The sequence below is a fragment of the Mycobacterium sp. 134 genome (assembly GCF_048282715.1).
GTDB lineage: Bacteria > Actinomycetota > Actinomycetes > Mycobacteriales > Mycobacteriaceae > Mycobacterium > Mycobacterium septicum.
In genome coordinates this window covers 3,032,620-3,048,344 of the sequence record NZ_JBLVUN010000008.1, presented here as the reverse complement: position 1 = coordinate 3,048,344, position 15,725 = coordinate 3,032,620, and the positions used below count along the sequence as shown (strand labels likewise).

14 protein-coding genes are annotated in these 15,725 nt (G+C 66.7%); 8 read left to right on the top strand and 6 right to left on the bottom strand.

Annotation, left to right across the window (positions count from 1 at the left end):
* Positions 1-8 precede the first annotated feature (8 nt).
* Both ACNQVK_RS19350 and bfr read right to left on the bottom strand, forming a co-directional pair.
* Entirely contained in the window at positions 9-2,066 is a 2,058-nt protein-coding gene (locus ACNQVK_RS19350) for a DHA2 family efflux MFS transporter permease subunit (RefSeq protein WP_418030785.1), read from the bottom strand.
* 137 nt (positions 2,067-2,203) lie between these two features.
* Positions 2,204-2,683, bottom strand: a complete 480-nt coding sequence (gene bfr / locus ACNQVK_RS19345; RefSeq protein ID WP_044518748.1) for a bacterioferritin — start codon at positions 2,681-2,683, stop codon at positions 2,204-2,206.
* A 243-nt stretch (positions 2,684-2,926) separates the two neighbouring features.
* On the opposite strand from bfr, the gene ACNQVK_RS19340 reads away from it, so the two are divergent.
* A complete protein-coding gene (locus ACNQVK_RS19340; protein WP_276128762.1) occupies positions 2,927-3,562 on the top strand; it encodes a fatty-acid--CoA ligase in 636 nt (211 codons plus the stop codon).
* Complete coding sequence (locus ACNQVK_RS19335) at positions 3,562-3,777, top strand: (2Fe-2S)-binding protein (RefSeq protein WP_211154544.1); 216 nt, start codon at positions 3,562-3,564, stop codon at positions 3,775-3,777. Before ACNQVK_RS19340 ends, ACNQVK_RS19335 begins: the two co-directional genes overlap by 1 nt.
* Here ACNQVK_RS19335 and ACNQVK_RS19330 read toward each other — a convergent pair.
* Positions 3,774-4,529 carry an enoyl-CoA hydratase/isomerase family protein gene (locus tag ACNQVK_RS19330; protein WP_418030784.1) on the bottom strand — a complete coding sequence of 252 codons (756 nt, stop codon included), beginning with the start codon at positions 4,527-4,529 and terminating at the stop codon, positions 3,774-3,776. The two genes, ACNQVK_RS19335 and ACNQVK_RS19330, sit on opposite strands and share 4 nt — an antisense overlap.
* 56 nt (positions 4,530-4,585) lie before the next feature.
* Positions 4,586-5,311: a hypothetical protein gene (locus ACNQVK_RS19325; RefSeq protein WP_418030783.1), complete on the bottom strand. Its 726-nt coding sequence runs from the start codon at positions 5,309-5,311 to the stop codon at positions 4,586-4,588.
* An 85-nt stretch (positions 5,312-5,396) separates the two neighbouring features.
* On the opposite strand from ACNQVK_RS19325, the gene ACNQVK_RS19320 reads away from it, so the two are divergent.
* Positions 5,397-7,418, top strand: a complete 2,022-nt coding sequence (locus tag ACNQVK_RS19320; RefSeq protein ID WP_418030782.1) for an FUSC family protein — start codon at positions 5,397-5,399, stop codon at positions 7,416-7,418.
* Position 7,419: 1 nt separating this feature from the next.
* On the opposite strand, the gene ACNQVK_RS19315 is transcribed toward ACNQVK_RS19320, so the two are convergent.
* The gene (locus tag ACNQVK_RS19315; protein ID WP_418030780.1) at positions 7,420-8,049 is read right to left on the bottom strand and encodes a PaaI family thioesterase; all 630 of its coding nucleotides are present in this window, start codon (positions 8,047-8,049) and stop codon (positions 7,420-7,422) included.
* Between the two features lie 109 nt (positions 8,050-8,158).
* Between ACNQVK_RS19315 and ACNQVK_RS19310 the strand changes: the two genes are divergently transcribed.
* From ACNQVK_RS19310 to ACNQVK_RS19300, 3 genes are read left to right on the top strand one after another with little or no spacing between them, the layout of a single operon-like run.
* Complete coding sequence (locus ACNQVK_RS19310) at positions 8,159-9,847, top strand: tetratricopeptide repeat protein (RefSeq protein ID WP_418030779.1); 1,689 nt, start codon at positions 8,159-8,161, stop codon at positions 9,845-9,847.
* Between the two features lie 36 nt (positions 9,848-9,883).
* Entirely contained in the window at positions 9,884-10,363 is a 480-nt protein-coding gene (locus ACNQVK_RS19305) for a nucleoside deaminase (RefSeq protein ID WP_418030778.1), read from the top strand.
* Positions 10,356-11,663, top strand: a complete 1,308-nt coding sequence (locus ACNQVK_RS19300) for an alpha-amylase family protein (RefSeq protein WP_418030777.1) — start codon at positions 10,356-10,358, stop codon at positions 11,661-11,663. Before ACNQVK_RS19305 ends, ACNQVK_RS19300 begins: the two co-directional genes overlap by 8 nt.
* On the opposite strand, the gene ACNQVK_RS19295 is transcribed toward ACNQVK_RS19300, so the two are convergent.
* Entirely contained in the window at positions 11,647-12,087 is a 441-nt protein-coding gene (locus ACNQVK_RS19295; RefSeq protein ID WP_418030776.1) for a DUF1810 domain-containing protein, read from the bottom strand. The genes ACNQVK_RS19300 and ACNQVK_RS19295 overlap by 17 nt on opposite strands.
* A gap of 61 nt (positions 12,088-12,148) precedes the next feature.
* On the opposite strand from ACNQVK_RS19295, the gene ACNQVK_RS19290 reads away from it, so the two are divergent.
* Together ACNQVK_RS19290 and ACNQVK_RS19285 are read left to right on the top strand one after the other, a co-directional pair.
* On the top strand, positions 12,149-14,302 hold the full coding sequence (locus ACNQVK_RS19290; RefSeq protein ID WP_418030775.1) for an adenylate/guanylate cyclase domain-containing protein: 2,154 nt from the start codon (positions 12,149-12,151) through the stop codon (positions 14,300-14,302).
* A complete protein-coding gene (locus tag ACNQVK_RS19285) occupies positions 14,299-15,699 on the top strand; it encodes a mechanosensitive ion channel domain-containing protein (protein ID WP_418030774.1) in 1,401 nt (466 codons plus the stop codon). The genes ACNQVK_RS19290 and ACNQVK_RS19285 overlap by 4 nt, the downstream gene beginning before the upstream one ends.
* Positions 15,700-15,725: the final 26 nt, after the last annotated feature.

Sequence of the window (15,725 nt, the reverse complement as noted above, 5' to 3'; positions counted from 1 at the left end):
AACAAGTTCTAGTTTTTCGTTCCCGGGCCGGTCAGCTCGGGGGTTCGGTCTTCACCCCAGTCCCGTTGCACCACGACCCGGTGGGCGATGCGCTCGAGCGCGGCCTCCACCTGCGCGCGGTCGGGGCGGCCCTCGAAGGACGGGGATTCGTCCAGCTTGTCGACGATCCGACCGACCAGCGCGGCGGACACCCCGTCGACCTGCCGCACCCCGCTCTGCGTCAACCACAGGCTGTCGCCCGTGCGCAGTACATAACCGTCCTGGACCAGACGGTTGAATGTCGGCTCGAGGACTTCGAAGGGCACGACCAGCCGGTCGGCGATCTCGGTCAGGCGGGCCGAGCCGAATATCTGGCTGTGCCGGTAGATCTTGAGCAGTGCCCACAGTCCGGCCACGTCCAGCTCGCACCCCGGCCCGCCTGCCACGTTTCGCAGCCGGACCTCCGGTGAACTGCGCATCATCCGGCTGACCACGTTCTCCAGCACCTGGTCGGCGGATTCGGAGCTCGGCATGCCGAAGCCCTCCCCCAGATCGGCCGCCAGCGTGGCCTCGGCTTCGAGCAAGGGCACCTCTTTGAGGAACAGCGCGACGATCAAGCCGACCAATGCCACCGGCGCGGCACAGAGGAACACCAGGTCCAGTGCATCGGCGTAGGCGTTCACGATCGGGGCGGCGACCTCGGGCGGCAGCTCGTGCAACGCCTTGGGCGACGCGCCCGCGACGGGTGGCGCACCGCTGGCCGCGAGCGCGCCCGGCAGCCGGTCCGAGAGGAATCCGGCGAACAGCGACCCGAAAATGGCGGCACCGAAAGAACTCCCGATGGTCCGGAAGAACGTCACCCCGGACGTCGCCACGCCCAGATCGGCGAAGTCGGACGTGTTCTGCACGATGAGGACCAGCACCTGCATGCACATGCCGATGCCGGCGCCCAGGATCAACAGGTACAGCGACTGCAGCGGGATCGGTGTCGCGGCATTCATCCGCGACAGCAGCACGAAGCCGACGAGCATGATCGCCGTACCGGCGACCGGGTAGATCTTGTAGCGGCCCGTATGGCCCACCAGGCTGCCGCTGACGGTTGAGGTGATCAGCAGGCCGATCACCATGGGCATCGTCCGCAATCCCGATTCGGATGGCGATACCCCGTCCACGAACTGCATGAAGGTGGGCATGAACGTCAGCGCACCGAGCATCGCGAAGCCGACCACCAGGGACAGCACGCAACACATCGTGAAGACCGGGTTCCGGAACAGGCGCATCGGCAGAATCGGTTCCGCCGCCCTGGTTTCCGCCCGCACGAACATCGCCAGGGCCAGGATCGACCCGATCACCAGACCGATGATGGTCGGTGACGTCCAGGCCAGCTCGCCACCGAGACTGGTGGCGAGGGTCAGCCCGGAGGCCCCGATCCCGACCCAGACGATTCCCGCGTAATCGATCACCGGATGTGCGGGGCGCGATGTCAGCGCCGGGATCGTGGCGGCGGCGACCACGAGCACCACCAGCCCGACCGGAATGCTGAGCCAGAACGCCCAGCGCCAGCCGAGGTGATCGGTGACGAAGCCGCCGAGCAGCGGGCCGGCCACGGTCGTGACACCGAATACGGCCCCGAGCGCACCCTGATACCGGCCTCGGTCGCGCAGCGGGATGACCTCGGCGATCAGGGCCGAGGAGGTCACCATGATCGCGCCGCCGCCGATCCCCTGTAGCGCGCGGGCGGCCACCAGCATGGCCATCGACCCGGACAGTCCGCTGAGAACCGATCCGACGAGAAAACACAGCACGGCCACCTGGTACACCGCTTTGCGGCCGAAGATGTCGCCGACCTTCCCGACGACGGCGGTGACGACCGTGGACGCGAGCAGGTAGCTGGTCACCACCCACGCCTGATGGCCGGCGCCGCCGAGATCCGCCACCACGGTCGGCAGGGCTGTGGCGACGATGGTCTGGTTGAGCGAGGCCAGCAGCATGCCGAGCAGAACAGCGACGAACACCAGGTTGCGTCTGCGCACGCTCAGCAGTGCCGCCCCAGAGGTCTGCTCGACGGTGGTTGATGGGCTCGACATGACTTCCTTTCACCTGTCTGCCAGTTCAACCACAATATCGTTAGATAAGCTATGAAAGTTACAGCACGAACAAAGCCGCCCCGGGCAACCGGCGGTCACCGGGCTACCCAGGGCGGCTTGGGCCGAAACTCCCGGCGCTATTGCGGCGGGCGCGAGACACACTGCGCTGCGTAGAGCGCGTCGCCCAGCTTCTCCATGAGCTCGAGTTGGGTTTCCAGGTAGTCGATGTGGCCTTCCTCGTCGGCCAGGATCGTCTCCAGGATGCGTGCCGACGTCGCGTCCTCTTTTTGGCGGCACATGATTATCCCGGGCTTGAGGCGGGCGACCACCTCGTACTCGATCGCCAGATCGGCCTCGAACTGTTCGCGAAGCGTCTGTCCGACCCGCAGCGAAAACAACCGCTGATAGTTGGGCAGACCGTCCAAGAGCAGGATTCGGTCGGTGATGGTCTCCGCGTGCCGCATCTCTTCGAAAGACTCGGAGCGGGTGTGTTCCGCCAGTTCGGTGAATCCCCAATTGTCCTGCATCTTCGAGTGCAAGAAATATTGGTTAATTGCGGTGAGTTCGCTCGTCAATTGCTCGTTGAGCAATTTCAGAACATCTGGATCGCCTTGCATCGTGACTCCTAAGCACCTTGAGGGCTGGTCAAGTGTTGCCGCGTGTCGTGCCCTTCCAATCTAGTGCAGAAAGCATGGTCGGGCGCAATGATTAACGCCTAATTCGGCGTGTTCGTGCGACATTGTCGGAACCTTCGGGCCACCGGGACCGAGGCGTGGCCACGAGGAGTGGACTGGCTGTCCTAACTAAGGTTAGACTGCGCTAATCTCTTGCCACACCACGAAAGAAAGGCCGGTAACGAAATGAGTGAGTACGATTTGCACTCGCTCATTCTTTCTTGCGATTTCCGCGTCGACGACGTCGAACAAATGTGGAAATGGATGGAGAAACACCGTTCCGGCCTTTTGTCGATCGGCGCCCATCATGTGGTGCTTTACAAATCGATTTGGGAGCCCGGTCGCGTATTGGTGACGATCGGAATTCGGCACGCCCGGTCCATCCGCGACGTGTTGCGTTCACCGGCGATTTTCGAGTGGTTCGATATTTCCGGCGTCGAAGATATCCCACCGATATTCGGCGGCGAAGTGGTGGAGAAAATCGATCTGACCGAACCGTCCCCCGAGGGGCACGTCGCCGGGGTGATCGTGGGCGCGGTGGCCACCGTCGACGACGTCTCCACCCTGATGCGCAAGGTGCACGACGGTCTCGACCGCTTCGAACAGGGCGGCATCCGCAAGATCTGGGTCTACCAGGCGCTCGACGACGGCCAGGAAGTGATGATCCTGCAGGAGGTCTCCGACGAGGTCGCCGCCCGGCAGTGGATCGACCACCCCGACGCGGCCGCCGAGTGGATGACCACCGCCGGATTCGGTGCGTACCCGAGCCTGTTCGTCGGCAAGTTGGCGTACATCATGAACGTCGACGAGCAGGACGACTGATGTTCGTCTGCCTCTGTACCGGGGCGACCAGTCAGGTCGTCAACGAGATCGTGGAGTCCGGGGCCACCACCTCCAAAGAGGTGGCCGAGGCCTGCGGCGCCGGCGCCGATTGCGGGCGATGCCGACGCACCATCCGCGCCATCATCGCCGCCCATCAGGCGGCCGAAGGGAGCCCGTCGGCGTTCAACGGTTGCCCGTCGCGGGCCACCCGCTAGCGCTTGCGATCGGCGAACTCAGCCAGCGCGTCGACGTTGGCCGCGGCACCCACCAGTTCGACGAACAACGCCTTCTCCCGCTCGACGGCGGCCGAGATCGCGTCGCGGATCGGCGCCACCATGGCCTGTTTGACGGCAATCAAACTCGAAATCGGCTTGGCTGCCAGGGTTTCGGCGTGCCGACGGGCCTCGGGCAACAGATCGTCGGGCTCGCACACCTTCCACACCAGACCCATCTCACGGGCCTCGGTCGCATCCACCCACTCCGAGGACATCAGCAGCCAGGCAGCGTTCTGCCTGCCCACCAGCCGCGGCATCAGATACGAGGAGGCCGCCTCGGGCGCCACGCCCAGGCTGGTGAACGGGCACTTCAGCCGCGCCGCCGACGACATGAACGCGAGATCGGCGAACCCGAGGATGGTAGCGCCGATACCTACGCCGACCCCGTTGACCGCACAGATCAACGGCTTCGGGAAATCCGCGAGCACCTCGAGCAGCCCGTAGAACCCGTGCTCACCCGGGGTGGATTCCGGGTTGGTGATGCGCTCCTGCATCTCGACGAGGTCATTGCCCGCACTGAATCCCCGGCCCGCGCCCGTCAACAGCACCACCGCCACGTCGGGATCCTCAGCGGCCGCACGCAGGGCAACCGTCGTCTCGTCATACAGCGCCTCGTTGAACGCATTGAGCGCGTCCGGACGGTTGAGGGTCAGCGTGCGAACCCGATTGTTGTCCTCGATCAGCAGGGTCATCTCTCACTCCTCGCGTTCGCGCCGTGACCGCTGCAGCCTAACTAGAACACGTTCCACTATTGCCGGCCGGGTATGGGGAACCCGGCGGCGAAGGGGCTGGAGTACACATATCGACTGGTCGGAACGGTGTCGATGTTGCTGCTGGCGCCGAAGGCATCCGTGCTGGCCACCATCTTGCGCATACGATCGGCCAGATCGTCGTCGTCGGCAGCGCCGAAGAACGCGTGCAGATCCGATACCGCCGCCTGGCGAAACAGTTCCTCCACGATGCCGTCGATCGCCGGGGCGCCCTCCGTCAGCGCCCGGACCACGGTGTTCTGCGTGTAGCCGAAAGTGTCCTGGGTTTCGATGGCCACCGAGGTGTGGTCGATGTGCCAGCGGTGCAGCCAGGTGGCCCGATCCAGCTCCGCCGGCCGGCGCAGCAGTGCGATGTTGGCCAGGCCGTCGGTCCGCTCCCCCGCCGCGGTCGGCGGCGCCGGCATCGGGACCGATTCGGTGACCAGATACGCCGCGAGCGAATCACATTCGGCGGCAAGTATTTCCAATGCCCTGCCGGCCTGCTCGCCGTAGTACTGCCGGACCCACAGGCTGACCACCGCGACCACCGGCGGATCCAAGGTCGTCAACGTCATCAACGAATCCCGCACCGCGTCGTCACGGACATTGATCGTCAGGCCCGGCAACCCGAGCGCCAGCAGTTCGTCGGCCACGCGGGTGCGCAGTCCCTGACACCACTGCTGATCCGATTGTGCGGCACGCAGCAGAACGATGACTTTCTCCACAGACGGAGAACCTACCGGCGCACCGATCCGCGCCACGCGTGGGCAGTTGTGCCACCGGCGGCCCGCGACGAGTGAGAATGGTGGGGTGCACACGGGTGGACAGGCAGCCGACGCACTCCGGCTGAGTACCCCCGACGCCGGTGCGGTGGCCCGAAGCCTGATCGGCGTCCTGGCGGTGACTGCGGCCGCCCTGGCGTTGGGTTCCGGCGCTACGGCGATGTGGACGCTCAGCAGCGGCGTGATCGCCGGTGCGATCGCCCTGCAACGCAGCCCCGGCGGCCGGGTTCCCCTGGTCGTCACCGGTTCCGTCGAACTGGCCATCGCGGTGCTGCTCGGCACCCTCACCGGCGGGCACAGCCCGGTGTTCATCGCAGCGGTCGCACTGTGGTGTTTCGCCGCGGGTATGCAATGGTCGCTCGGGGCCAATGCCGGCCTGGTTGCCTCGGCGGCGAGCGCATTGCTGGTGCTGGCACCACCGGTCGCACCGACACTGGGCCAGTCCCTGCTCGCGCCCACCCTGGTGGTGGTCGCCGGTGTGGTGCAGGCGGTACTCATCGCGGTCTGGCCACCGCGGCGCTGGCGGGCCCAGCGCGACGGACTCACCCGCGCCTACCGGTCACTGGCCGGCGATTCCCGCAACGTCGCGGCCAACAGCGCAGCCGCCGTCGACGACGCGCCGCTCACCTGGCTGCGTGAGGTGTTCGCCGACAGCCAGGTCAGCCAGCGGCCGCGGGCCTACCACGGCGGGTACCGGCTGCCGGAACGCCTCGCCGGGACCTTGGCCTCGCTGCGCTCCACCGCCGACCGGGACAACAACACCGACGCCGAGCCCGCGGCGGACACCGGGCTGCCGCAACTGCTGACCGCCGCGGCGGTACTCCTCGACGCGATCGCCGATCACGGGCACACCGCACGACGGGACGCCGAGCATGCGCTGGTGCGCGTCCAGACTGCCGCGGCAGCCGTGACAGGTCCCGAAGCGGCGCTGGCACAACGCTTCTGCGAACAGCTGCGCGAGGCCGCGGTGCTGCGATTCGGCCAGCTGCACCGGCCCGACCTGATCGGCTCGCTGGCCTCGGCACCTGCCGTCGTCCGCTCACACCTGACCTGGACGTCACCCATCCTGCGCCACGCCATCCGGCTGTCGGTGACGACGGCGCTCGCGGTGGCGGCGGCCCGCTACGGCGGACTCGAGCACGGCTACTGGATGCCGTTGACCGTCGTGGTGGTGTTGCGGCCGGAAACGGCACACACCTACACCCGGTGCGCCGGGCGCATCGCCGGCCTCTGCGTCGGCATCATCGTCGCCTCGATCCTCACGTTCGTCTGGCAACCCGGGCCGATCGGCTCGGCGGTGTGCGCGCTGCTGTTCGTCGGACTGGCCTACGGTGTCGCGCAGTTCGGCTATCTCGCGGTCGGCGCGGCGGTAGGCGCGATCGTGATGTTCGCCGTCGGAGTGAGCGCGTCGGCACCCTGGGCGGGCAACGCAGACCGACTGGTCGCCGTGTTGATCGGCGGCGCCCTGGCGGTGATGGCCCACGTGGCGCTGCCCGACCATGCGTTGATCCGGTTGCGCCAGCGGGCCGGAGAACTGCTGATGACCGAGATCGACTACGCCGCACTGGTGATCAAGGCGTTCGTCCATGAGGTCGACCACCCGGCCGAGATCCTGTCGGCGGCCTGGCAGCGGGCGTTCCGTGCGCGGGCCGCATTCGAGGCCGCATGGGGCGCCACCAGCCTCGAGCCGCCGATCCTGCGGCGGTGGCTGCGGTCGTACCGCACCGCGCTGAATTCGGTGACCAGTGCGTGCACCACGCTGGAGAACAGCCTGCCGACGCACCCGTCGTCAGCCCTACACGGCGAGTTCGTCGCCGCGGTGGACGATTACGTGGAGGCGCTGCGCGGCGCACCACCGAGCCCCGCCGTGCCGTGGAGCCTGGACACCGCCGAGCTGTCGACCGCGCTGCGGCGCGTGCACAACGTGGCCTCGACACTGTCCGCCGACAACGGCGCGGCGCGCATCCTGATCGGCGAACTGACCACGATCACCCGCAGCCTGGAGGACATCGCGATCGATCGCGTCGAGCCCGCAGGAGACTCGCGCTAGCTCACCCGCGCGCCCATTTCGGCAGGATGAAGACCCCCTCGGCCTCGGCGGTGATCCCCTCGCCATCTGAAACATGGCCGGAGGCAAAGGCTTTGATTCCGTCGGTGCGGGTGATCCGTCCCTCGGCGTGGAGTTCGCCCAGCGGAGTCGCCCGCAGATAGCGGATGGTCAGGGTGCCGGTGAACCGCGGGCGATCCGAGTCGCTGGCGGCCACCTCCCCCAGCACGTGGTCGAGGACCATGGCCACCATGCCGCCGTGCACGTGGCCCGGCGGCCCTTCGTAGGGTGCGCCCAGATGGAAATCGGTGTGGATGGCACCGTCGGGGTCCTTCACCATCACCAGCGGCGGGGCGATCGGATTGCGGATCCCGATCGCCGGGTTGCCCCACGGCATCCGGTCCCCGTCCGAGGTGAACTGGACACCGAACGGCCCGTCGATCTGCTCGGCTCGCAACCGCGCGGTCGCGTCGTCGATCTGGGCCCGCACAGCGGCGACCTCGTCGGCGTCGACCTGCGAACGGATGCTGGCGTCGATCAGTGCCCGCACCGAATCGGCCAGCGGCGCCCACACCGACCGCAGACGCTGAACATCCGCGGAACTGAGACCCTCGACATGGGTGTAACCCGGCATTGGTGAACTAGAACATGCGCGGCGCGGCGGTGTCGAGCCAGCCGGCATTCGACTCAGTGGTTCGTCCAACGGTACGCACCGGCATGGTTGCTGAACTAACGTCAGCAGCGTGACGGATCCCGCGCAGACCGAACCGTACTACCGGCTCGGGACCTATCACCGGCCGACGGAAACCCCCTCGCCGCCGGCGCAGGTGTGGTTCGACCGCGGCATGGTCTGGTCGTATGCCTTCAACCACGAGGAGGCGATCCGGTGCTTCGAGCGGGCACTGCGGCTCGACCCGGACTTCGCGCTCGCCCGCTGGGGTATCGCCTACGCGGTCGGCCCCAACTACAACAAGGCCTGGGACGCGTTCGACCCGGTCGACCTGAGCACATCGCTGGCCCGGGCCCGTACCGAACTCGAGCGCGCCGCCACGGGCCGCGCCTCGACATTGGAATACGACCTGATCACCGCTCTGCACAAGCGATTTCCGACCGCTGATCCCGAGGACGCCGAAGCCCTGACGGCCGGGCACGCCGATTACGCCGATGCGATGGCGGCGCTGGCCACCGCCCATCCCGAGGACATCGACGTGCAGACGCTGGCCGCCGACGCCCTGCTCAACGTCACCGCATGGGCGTTGTGGGACGGCCGCACCGGTGAGCCCGCCCCCGGATCTCGTGTGGTGGAGGCGAAACGGATCCTCGACGCGGCGCTGGGCACCGACGCCGGACGGCAACACCCAGGGGTCCTGCATCTGTACATCCACGCGATGGAGATGTCGACGACGCCACAGGCGGCGCTGCCCGCCGCCGATCTGTTACGCGGGCTGGTGCCCGACGCCGGGCATCTGCAACACATGGCCAGCCACATCGACGTGCTGTGCGGGAACTACCGCAACTCGGTGACGGCCAATCTGGCTGCGGTACAGGCGGACAGAGAATTCGTGGCGCGCGAGGGCGCGCTGAACTTCTATTCGCTCTACCGGGCGCACGACCTTCATTTCGTGGTGTATTCGGCCATGTTCGAGGGCAGTTCGCAGATCGCCCTAGACGCCGCCGAGGAACTGGCCGCGCAGCTCACCCCCGAGGTGCTCTCGGTCACCTCACCGCCGATGGCAGACTGGCTGGAGGCCTTCGTCCCCCTGCGGGTGCACGTGCTGGTGCGGTTCGGCCGCTGGGACGACCTGATCGCCGAACCGCTGCCCGCCGATCCCGAGCTCTACTGCACCACGACCGCGACCATCCACTACGGCCGCGGCGTCGCCTATGCGGCCACCGGCCGGGTCGAGCAGGCCCGTTCCGAGCGCGACAAGTTCCTCGCCGCATACCGGCGCGTACCCGACACGCGCTACCTGTTCAACAACACCAGTCTGGACATCCTGGCCATCGCCGAGCAGATGCTCAACGGTGAAATCGCCTATCGGGAAGGCGATCACGATACGGCCTTCACATACCTGCGCCGGGCCATCGAACTCGACGACGCCCTGCCCTACGACGAACCGTGGGGATGGATGCAGCCGACCCGGCATGCCTACGGCGCGCTGCTGCTCGAACAGGGACACGTGGAGGAGGCCGCCCGCGTCTACGCCGCCGACCTGGGCCTCGACCCCACACTGAGCCGGTCCAGCCACCATCCGAACAACGTGTGGAGCCTGCACGGCTACCACGAATGCCTGCTCCGGCTGGGCCGCGACGCCGAGGCCGTCATCATCGGGCAGCAACTCGAGTTGGCACGGGCCCGCGCGGACGTCGCGGTCAACGCGTCGTGTGCCTGCCGCCTCGAGGTGGCGGACCCGTGTTGCGGCGGCGAGTGAGGGTTCCTGCTTCGGCCCGGGCGTAAACTCGCCTCCGTGGCCATCAGCGAGAACGACCTCGGTCAGCTGCGCAAATGTGTCGAGTTGGCCCGCGAAGCACTCGACGACGGTGACGAACCCTTCGGATCGATACTGGTCGACCACACCGGGACGACGGTGTTCACCGACCGCAACAGGGTCAAGGACGGGGACGCCACCCAGCATCCCGAATTCGCCATCGCCCGCTGGGCCGTCGAACACCTGAGCCCCGAGGACCGGGCCCGTGCCACCGTGTACACCTCAGGCGAACACTGCCCGATGTGCTCTGCCGCGCACGCCTGGGTCGGCCTCGGCCGGATCGTCTACGCCACCTCCTCGGCGCAGCTGAGCGGTTGGCTGTCCGACTGGGGTGCGCCGGGTGGTCCGGTGGCACCGCTGCCGATCACCACCGTGGCACCGGGCATCGAGGTGGACGGCCCGGCGCGGGAACTGGCCGAGACCATGAAGGATCTGTACTCGGCGAAGTTCCGTGCCTGAGCCCGCCTGGGTCGCGCACGCCATCTGGTGGCAGGTCTATCCACTGGGTTTCGTCGGTGCGTTTCCCGCCGACCGGCCACCGTCTGCCGACGAACACCGGTTGCGGCGCATCGTGGACTGGTTGGATCACGCCGTGCAACTGGGCGCGTCCGGCGTCGCGCTCGGCCCGATCTTCGCATCGCGAACCCACGGTTACGACACCACCGACCACTTCCGCGTCGACCCGCGTCTGGGTGACGAGGACGACTTCGATCTCCTGGTGACCGAGGCCCGGCGGCGCGGACTCCGGGTCCTGCTCGACGGCGTGTTCAACCACGTCGGCACCGACTTCGCCCGGTATCGGGAAGCGCTCGACGGCGGACCCGATCATCCCGCATCGAGCTGGTTTCGCCGTGGCGGCAACGCATCTCGATTCGGCACGTTCGAAGGGCACGACGAGTTGATCGCGCTCAACCACGACGAGCCCGCGGTGGCCGACTACACCGCCACGGTGCTGCGGCACTGGTTGAGCCGCGGCGCCGACGGATGGCGCCTCGACGCCGCGTACGCGGTGCCCGACCGGTTCTGGGCGCAGGTGCTGCCGTCGGTCCGCCGGGAGTTCCCCGACGCCTGGTTCGTCGGCGAGGTCATCCACGGCGACTACTCCGCGACCGTCCGTGCCGCCACCTTCGACTCGGTGACCCAGTACGAGCTGTGGAAGGCCATCTGGAGCAGCCTCAACGACGGCAACTTCCACGAGCTGGACTGGGCACTGAAGCGGCACAACGACTTCCTCGAAACATTCGTACCGCTGACCTTCGTGGGCAACCACGACGTGACCCGCATCGCCAGCCAGTTGGAGAACTCCGCGCACCTCGAGCACGCTCTGGTGTTGTTGCTGACCACCGGTGGGACCCCGAGCATCTACGCCGGCGACGAGTCGGCCTACCGGGGTGTCAAGGAGGAACGCCGCGGCGGCGACGATGCCGTGCGGCCGGAATTCACCACTGCACCAGATGATTCCGATGCCCTGAGGCTGCATCAATATCTGATCGGGCTGCGCCGTCGGCATCCGTGGCTGCACACCGCGACGACGTCGCCGTTGCTGCTGACCAACACCGGGTATGTCTACCGGACCAGCGCGGGTTCCGAATCCCTGATCGTGGCACTCAACATCGACGACGCAGCACTGCCGCTGTCACTGCCCGATCTCGTGGCGGGATCGGGACGGGTGATCGCAGGTTCGGGCGCACCACCGCAGGAAGACATCAGCCGAACCGAGGTTCCTCCGCACGGATGGCTGATCATCCAGCCGCACTGAGCATTTCGAGGGTCATCCGATCCTCGAGTCCGTCATAGAATTTGTCCAGCACGGCCTGGAAGTCGGCGCGCTCGGCCGGGTTCGCGGCGGCCTCGGCGAACAGCGTCATGCTGGAGCGCACCTTCAGCCAGTCCGGCCAGCCGAAGATCTGCTCGGCTGTCCGCCCGTCGATCTGCACAACCAGCCGGGTGCATTCCCGCAGCCTCGCCCCCAGCGTCGGGTGGGCCAGGTAGGCCCGCGCCTCCTGGGCTGAGGCGATGCCGTAATGGGCCGCGGTCGGGCTGCGGCCGAGCCCGCGCAGCTGGGGGAAGATGAACCAGATCCAGTGACCGCGCTTGCGGCCGTCCCGCAACTCGCCGCAAACATCGGCGTAGACGCCGGCCTGGGCGTCGACGAACCTCTGCAAGTCGAATGGGTCGCTCATACATCAAGTTTGTCGCGCAACCTCACGCAATACATCGCGACAAGCTAATCTTCGGGATTCAATGACTACAACTGCCGACGTCGAGCGCGTCGCTCGTACCAGAAGCCCGCGTCGGCGCGTTCTGTCGCGGATCAGCATTCAGTCGAAGCTGCTGGTGATGCTGTTGATGACCAGCATTCTGTCGGCTGCCATCGTCGGCGCGATCGGATACCAGTCCGGGCGGTCATCGCTTCGCCAGTCGGTATTCGACCGGCTGACCGAAGTTCGGGAATCGCAGACCCGGCAGTTGGAGTCGAAGTTCGCCGACCTCGAGGATTCCCTGATCGTCTACACCCGAGGGACGACGACCATCGAGGCCGTCGAGGCGTTCTCCGGCGCGTTCGGCCAGCTCAACAACTCGACGATCAATCCGCAGCAGTGGCAGTCGATCGTCAACTACTACAACACCGAGTTCGAGCCGCAGGAACAAAAGCAGACCGGCGACGCCGTAGACGTGTCCCGGCTGCTGCCCACGACCAACGCACAGAAGTACCTGCAGGCGTACTACACGGCGCCGGTCCCCGACCCGGAGAAGGCGATCAGGGTCGACGACGCCCGTGACGGCAGCGCATGGTCAGCCGCGAATGCCCGGTTCAACGACTACTTCCGGGAGATCGTCGAGCGCTTCCAGTTCGAGGATGCGCTCCTGCTCGATACCGCAGGCAACGTCGTCTACACCGCGTACAAGGGCATCGACCTCGGCACCAACATCGTCACCGGACCGTACCGCCAGAGCCTGCTGTCGGACGCGTACGAGAAGACCCTGGCATCGAACGCGGTCGACTATGTCGGGATCACCGACTTCGGTGACTACCAACCGGCCGATGAGCCGACGGCCTGGATGATGGCGCCGGTCGGCCCGCCCGGCCGGGTCGAGGGAGTACTCGCCCTGCAGTTCCCGATCTCCAAGATCAACCGGCTCATGACGGCCGACAAACAATGGGAAACCGCCGGGATGGGTGCGACGGGCGAGACGTTCGCGGTGGGTCCCGACGGTTTGATGCGGTCCGATTCTCGGCTGTTCCTGGAGAATCCGGAGAAGTTCGAACGCGATGTCGTCGATGCCGGCACCCCACCGGCGGTGGCGGCGAAATCACTCCGTCAGCACGGAACCACGCTGGTCCAGCCGGTCGAGACGACAGCGACCCGGTTGGCCCTACGCGGCCAGACCGGCACCGTGATCGAGGACGACTACCTGGGCAACGAGACGCTACAGGCCTATGCACCGGTCAATCTGCAAGGGCTGAACTGGTCGATCATCGCCAAGATAGACACGGCCGAGGCATTCGCTCCCGTCGCGACGTTCACCCGCACCCTGGTGTTGTCGACCGTCATCATCACCTTCATCGTGTGTCTGGCCGCCATGATGCTGGCCCGGCTGTTCGTCCGACCGCTGCGCCGGCTGGAGGCCGGCGCCCAGCAGATCGGCGCGGGTGATTACGACATCTCGCTGCCGGTGCAGTCGAGGGACGAATTCGGTGATCTGACAACAGCTTTCAACGACATGAGCCGCAATCTGGCGATCAAGGAAGATCTGCTCGCCGAGCAGCGCCGGGAAAACGACCGCCTGCTGCGCACTCTGATGCCGGAGTCGGTGGTGCAGCGCTACCGTGACGGCGAGGAGACGATCGCACAGGACCACCACAACGTGACGGTCCTGTTCGCCGACACCGTCGGGCTCGACGAGCTGACATCGGATATGCCCTCCGAGGAAGCGCTGGCCATCGTCAACCGCTTGGTCCACCAATTCGATGCCGCCGCAGATGATCTGGGAGTGGACCGGGTCCGCACCCTGCGCAACGGTTACTGGGCCAGCTCCGGGTTGAGCGTCCCGCGGCTCGACAATGTCCGCCGTACCGTCGACTTCGCCCTCGAAATGCAGCGCATCATCGAACGGTTCAACACCGAAGCCGGGACCGCGCTCGACCTGCGTGCTGGCATCGACACCGGCGCGGTGAGCAGCGGCTTGGTCGGACGCTCGAACCTGGCGTACGACATGTGGGGCTCGGCGGTCAACCTCGCCTACCGGGTTCAGCGGGGCTCACCACAACCCGGTGTGTACGTCACCGAGCGGGTGTTCGAGGTGATGGGCGATACCCGCGACCTCGAACCGGCGGGCACTGTGCTCGTCGACGGCGCCGACGAGCCGATCTGGAAACTGCAGGACCGACGATGACCGGCCTGCTCGACGCCCCCTGGTTCTACTGGGCGATCGGCGTCGCGGTCGGATTTCCCGTCTGCCTGGTGCTCCTCACCGAGCTCCACAACGCGCTCCGGAGACGAGGCAGCTTCCTGGCCGGCCCGGTGCACCTGGTCCGGACCTACATCCTGCCGCTGGGCGCGCTGCTGATCCTGCTGAACCAGGCGATGCAGATCTCCGGGGAAACCACCCCGGTACGCATCGTGGCGACGGTGTTCGGCTTCGTCGTACTGGTTCTGTTGCTGTCCGGACTCAACGCGACACTGTTCCAGAGCGCTCCGGAAGGCAGTTGGCGCAAGCGCATTCCGTCGATCTTCCTCGACGTCGCCCGGTTCGCCCTCATCGCCATCGGCATCGGTTTGATCTTCGCCTACATCTGGGGCGCCAACATCGGCGGGCTTTTCACCGCCCTGGGAGTGTCGTCGATCGTGCTGGGCCTCGCCCTGCAGAACTCGGTCGGCCAGATCATCTCCGGGCTTCTGGTGTTGTTCGAGCAGCCGTTCCAACTCGGCGACTGGGTCGACGCGCCGTCGGCGCGCGGGCGCGTGGTGGAGGTGAACTGGCGCGCAACCCACATCGACACCGGCAGCGGCCTGCAGGTGATCCCGAACTCCGTGCTGGCCGGCGCATCGTTCACCAACCTGAGCCGCCCACCGGGCGCGCACACCATCACGGTGATCACCGTGTTCGCCGTCGACGATGCCCCCGACGAGGTCTGCCGTGTCCTCAACGAAGTGGCCCGCCGGCTGCCCCAATTACGAAGCGACGGAACGGTATCCACCGTTGCGGCCGGCTCGTTGCAGTACAAGACCCTGATCCCGCTGCACTCGCCCGCCGATGATTTCGGCGCGAGATCCACGTTCCTGCGCTGGACGTGGTACGCCGCACGACGCGCCGGTCTGCACCTGGACGAGGCCGAGGACGAGTTCGAGACCACCGAACGCGTCGAACAGACGCTCCGTCTGATCGCACCGACACTCCGCCTGAGCGCCGAGGACCAGCAGGACCTGGCACCGTACGTCCGTCTCACGCGGTTCGGCACGGACGAGATCATCCAGGTCGTCGGTCAGGTTCCCAAGAAGATGACGTTCGTCGTCGCCGGCACGGTGCAGCTGGCCGTGGCCGACGCAGACGATCTGTTCATCCCGGTCCTCACGTTGGAACAGGGTGACTTCCTCGGGCAGACCGCGCTGACCCGCGAGCCGGTCATCACCACGGCATACGCTCTGACAGAGGTCACCGTCGCGCAGTTCGACCGCGAAAGTATCGAGGATCTGGTGGCGCGGAAGCCCGTACTGCTGCAGGACATCGGCCGGGCGATCGAGGAGCGCCGGGCCAGCGTCAGGCAGGCGCTCGGCGCGGCCGCTCGCTGAATGTCGTCGCCGAGGGTCTCGGCGTC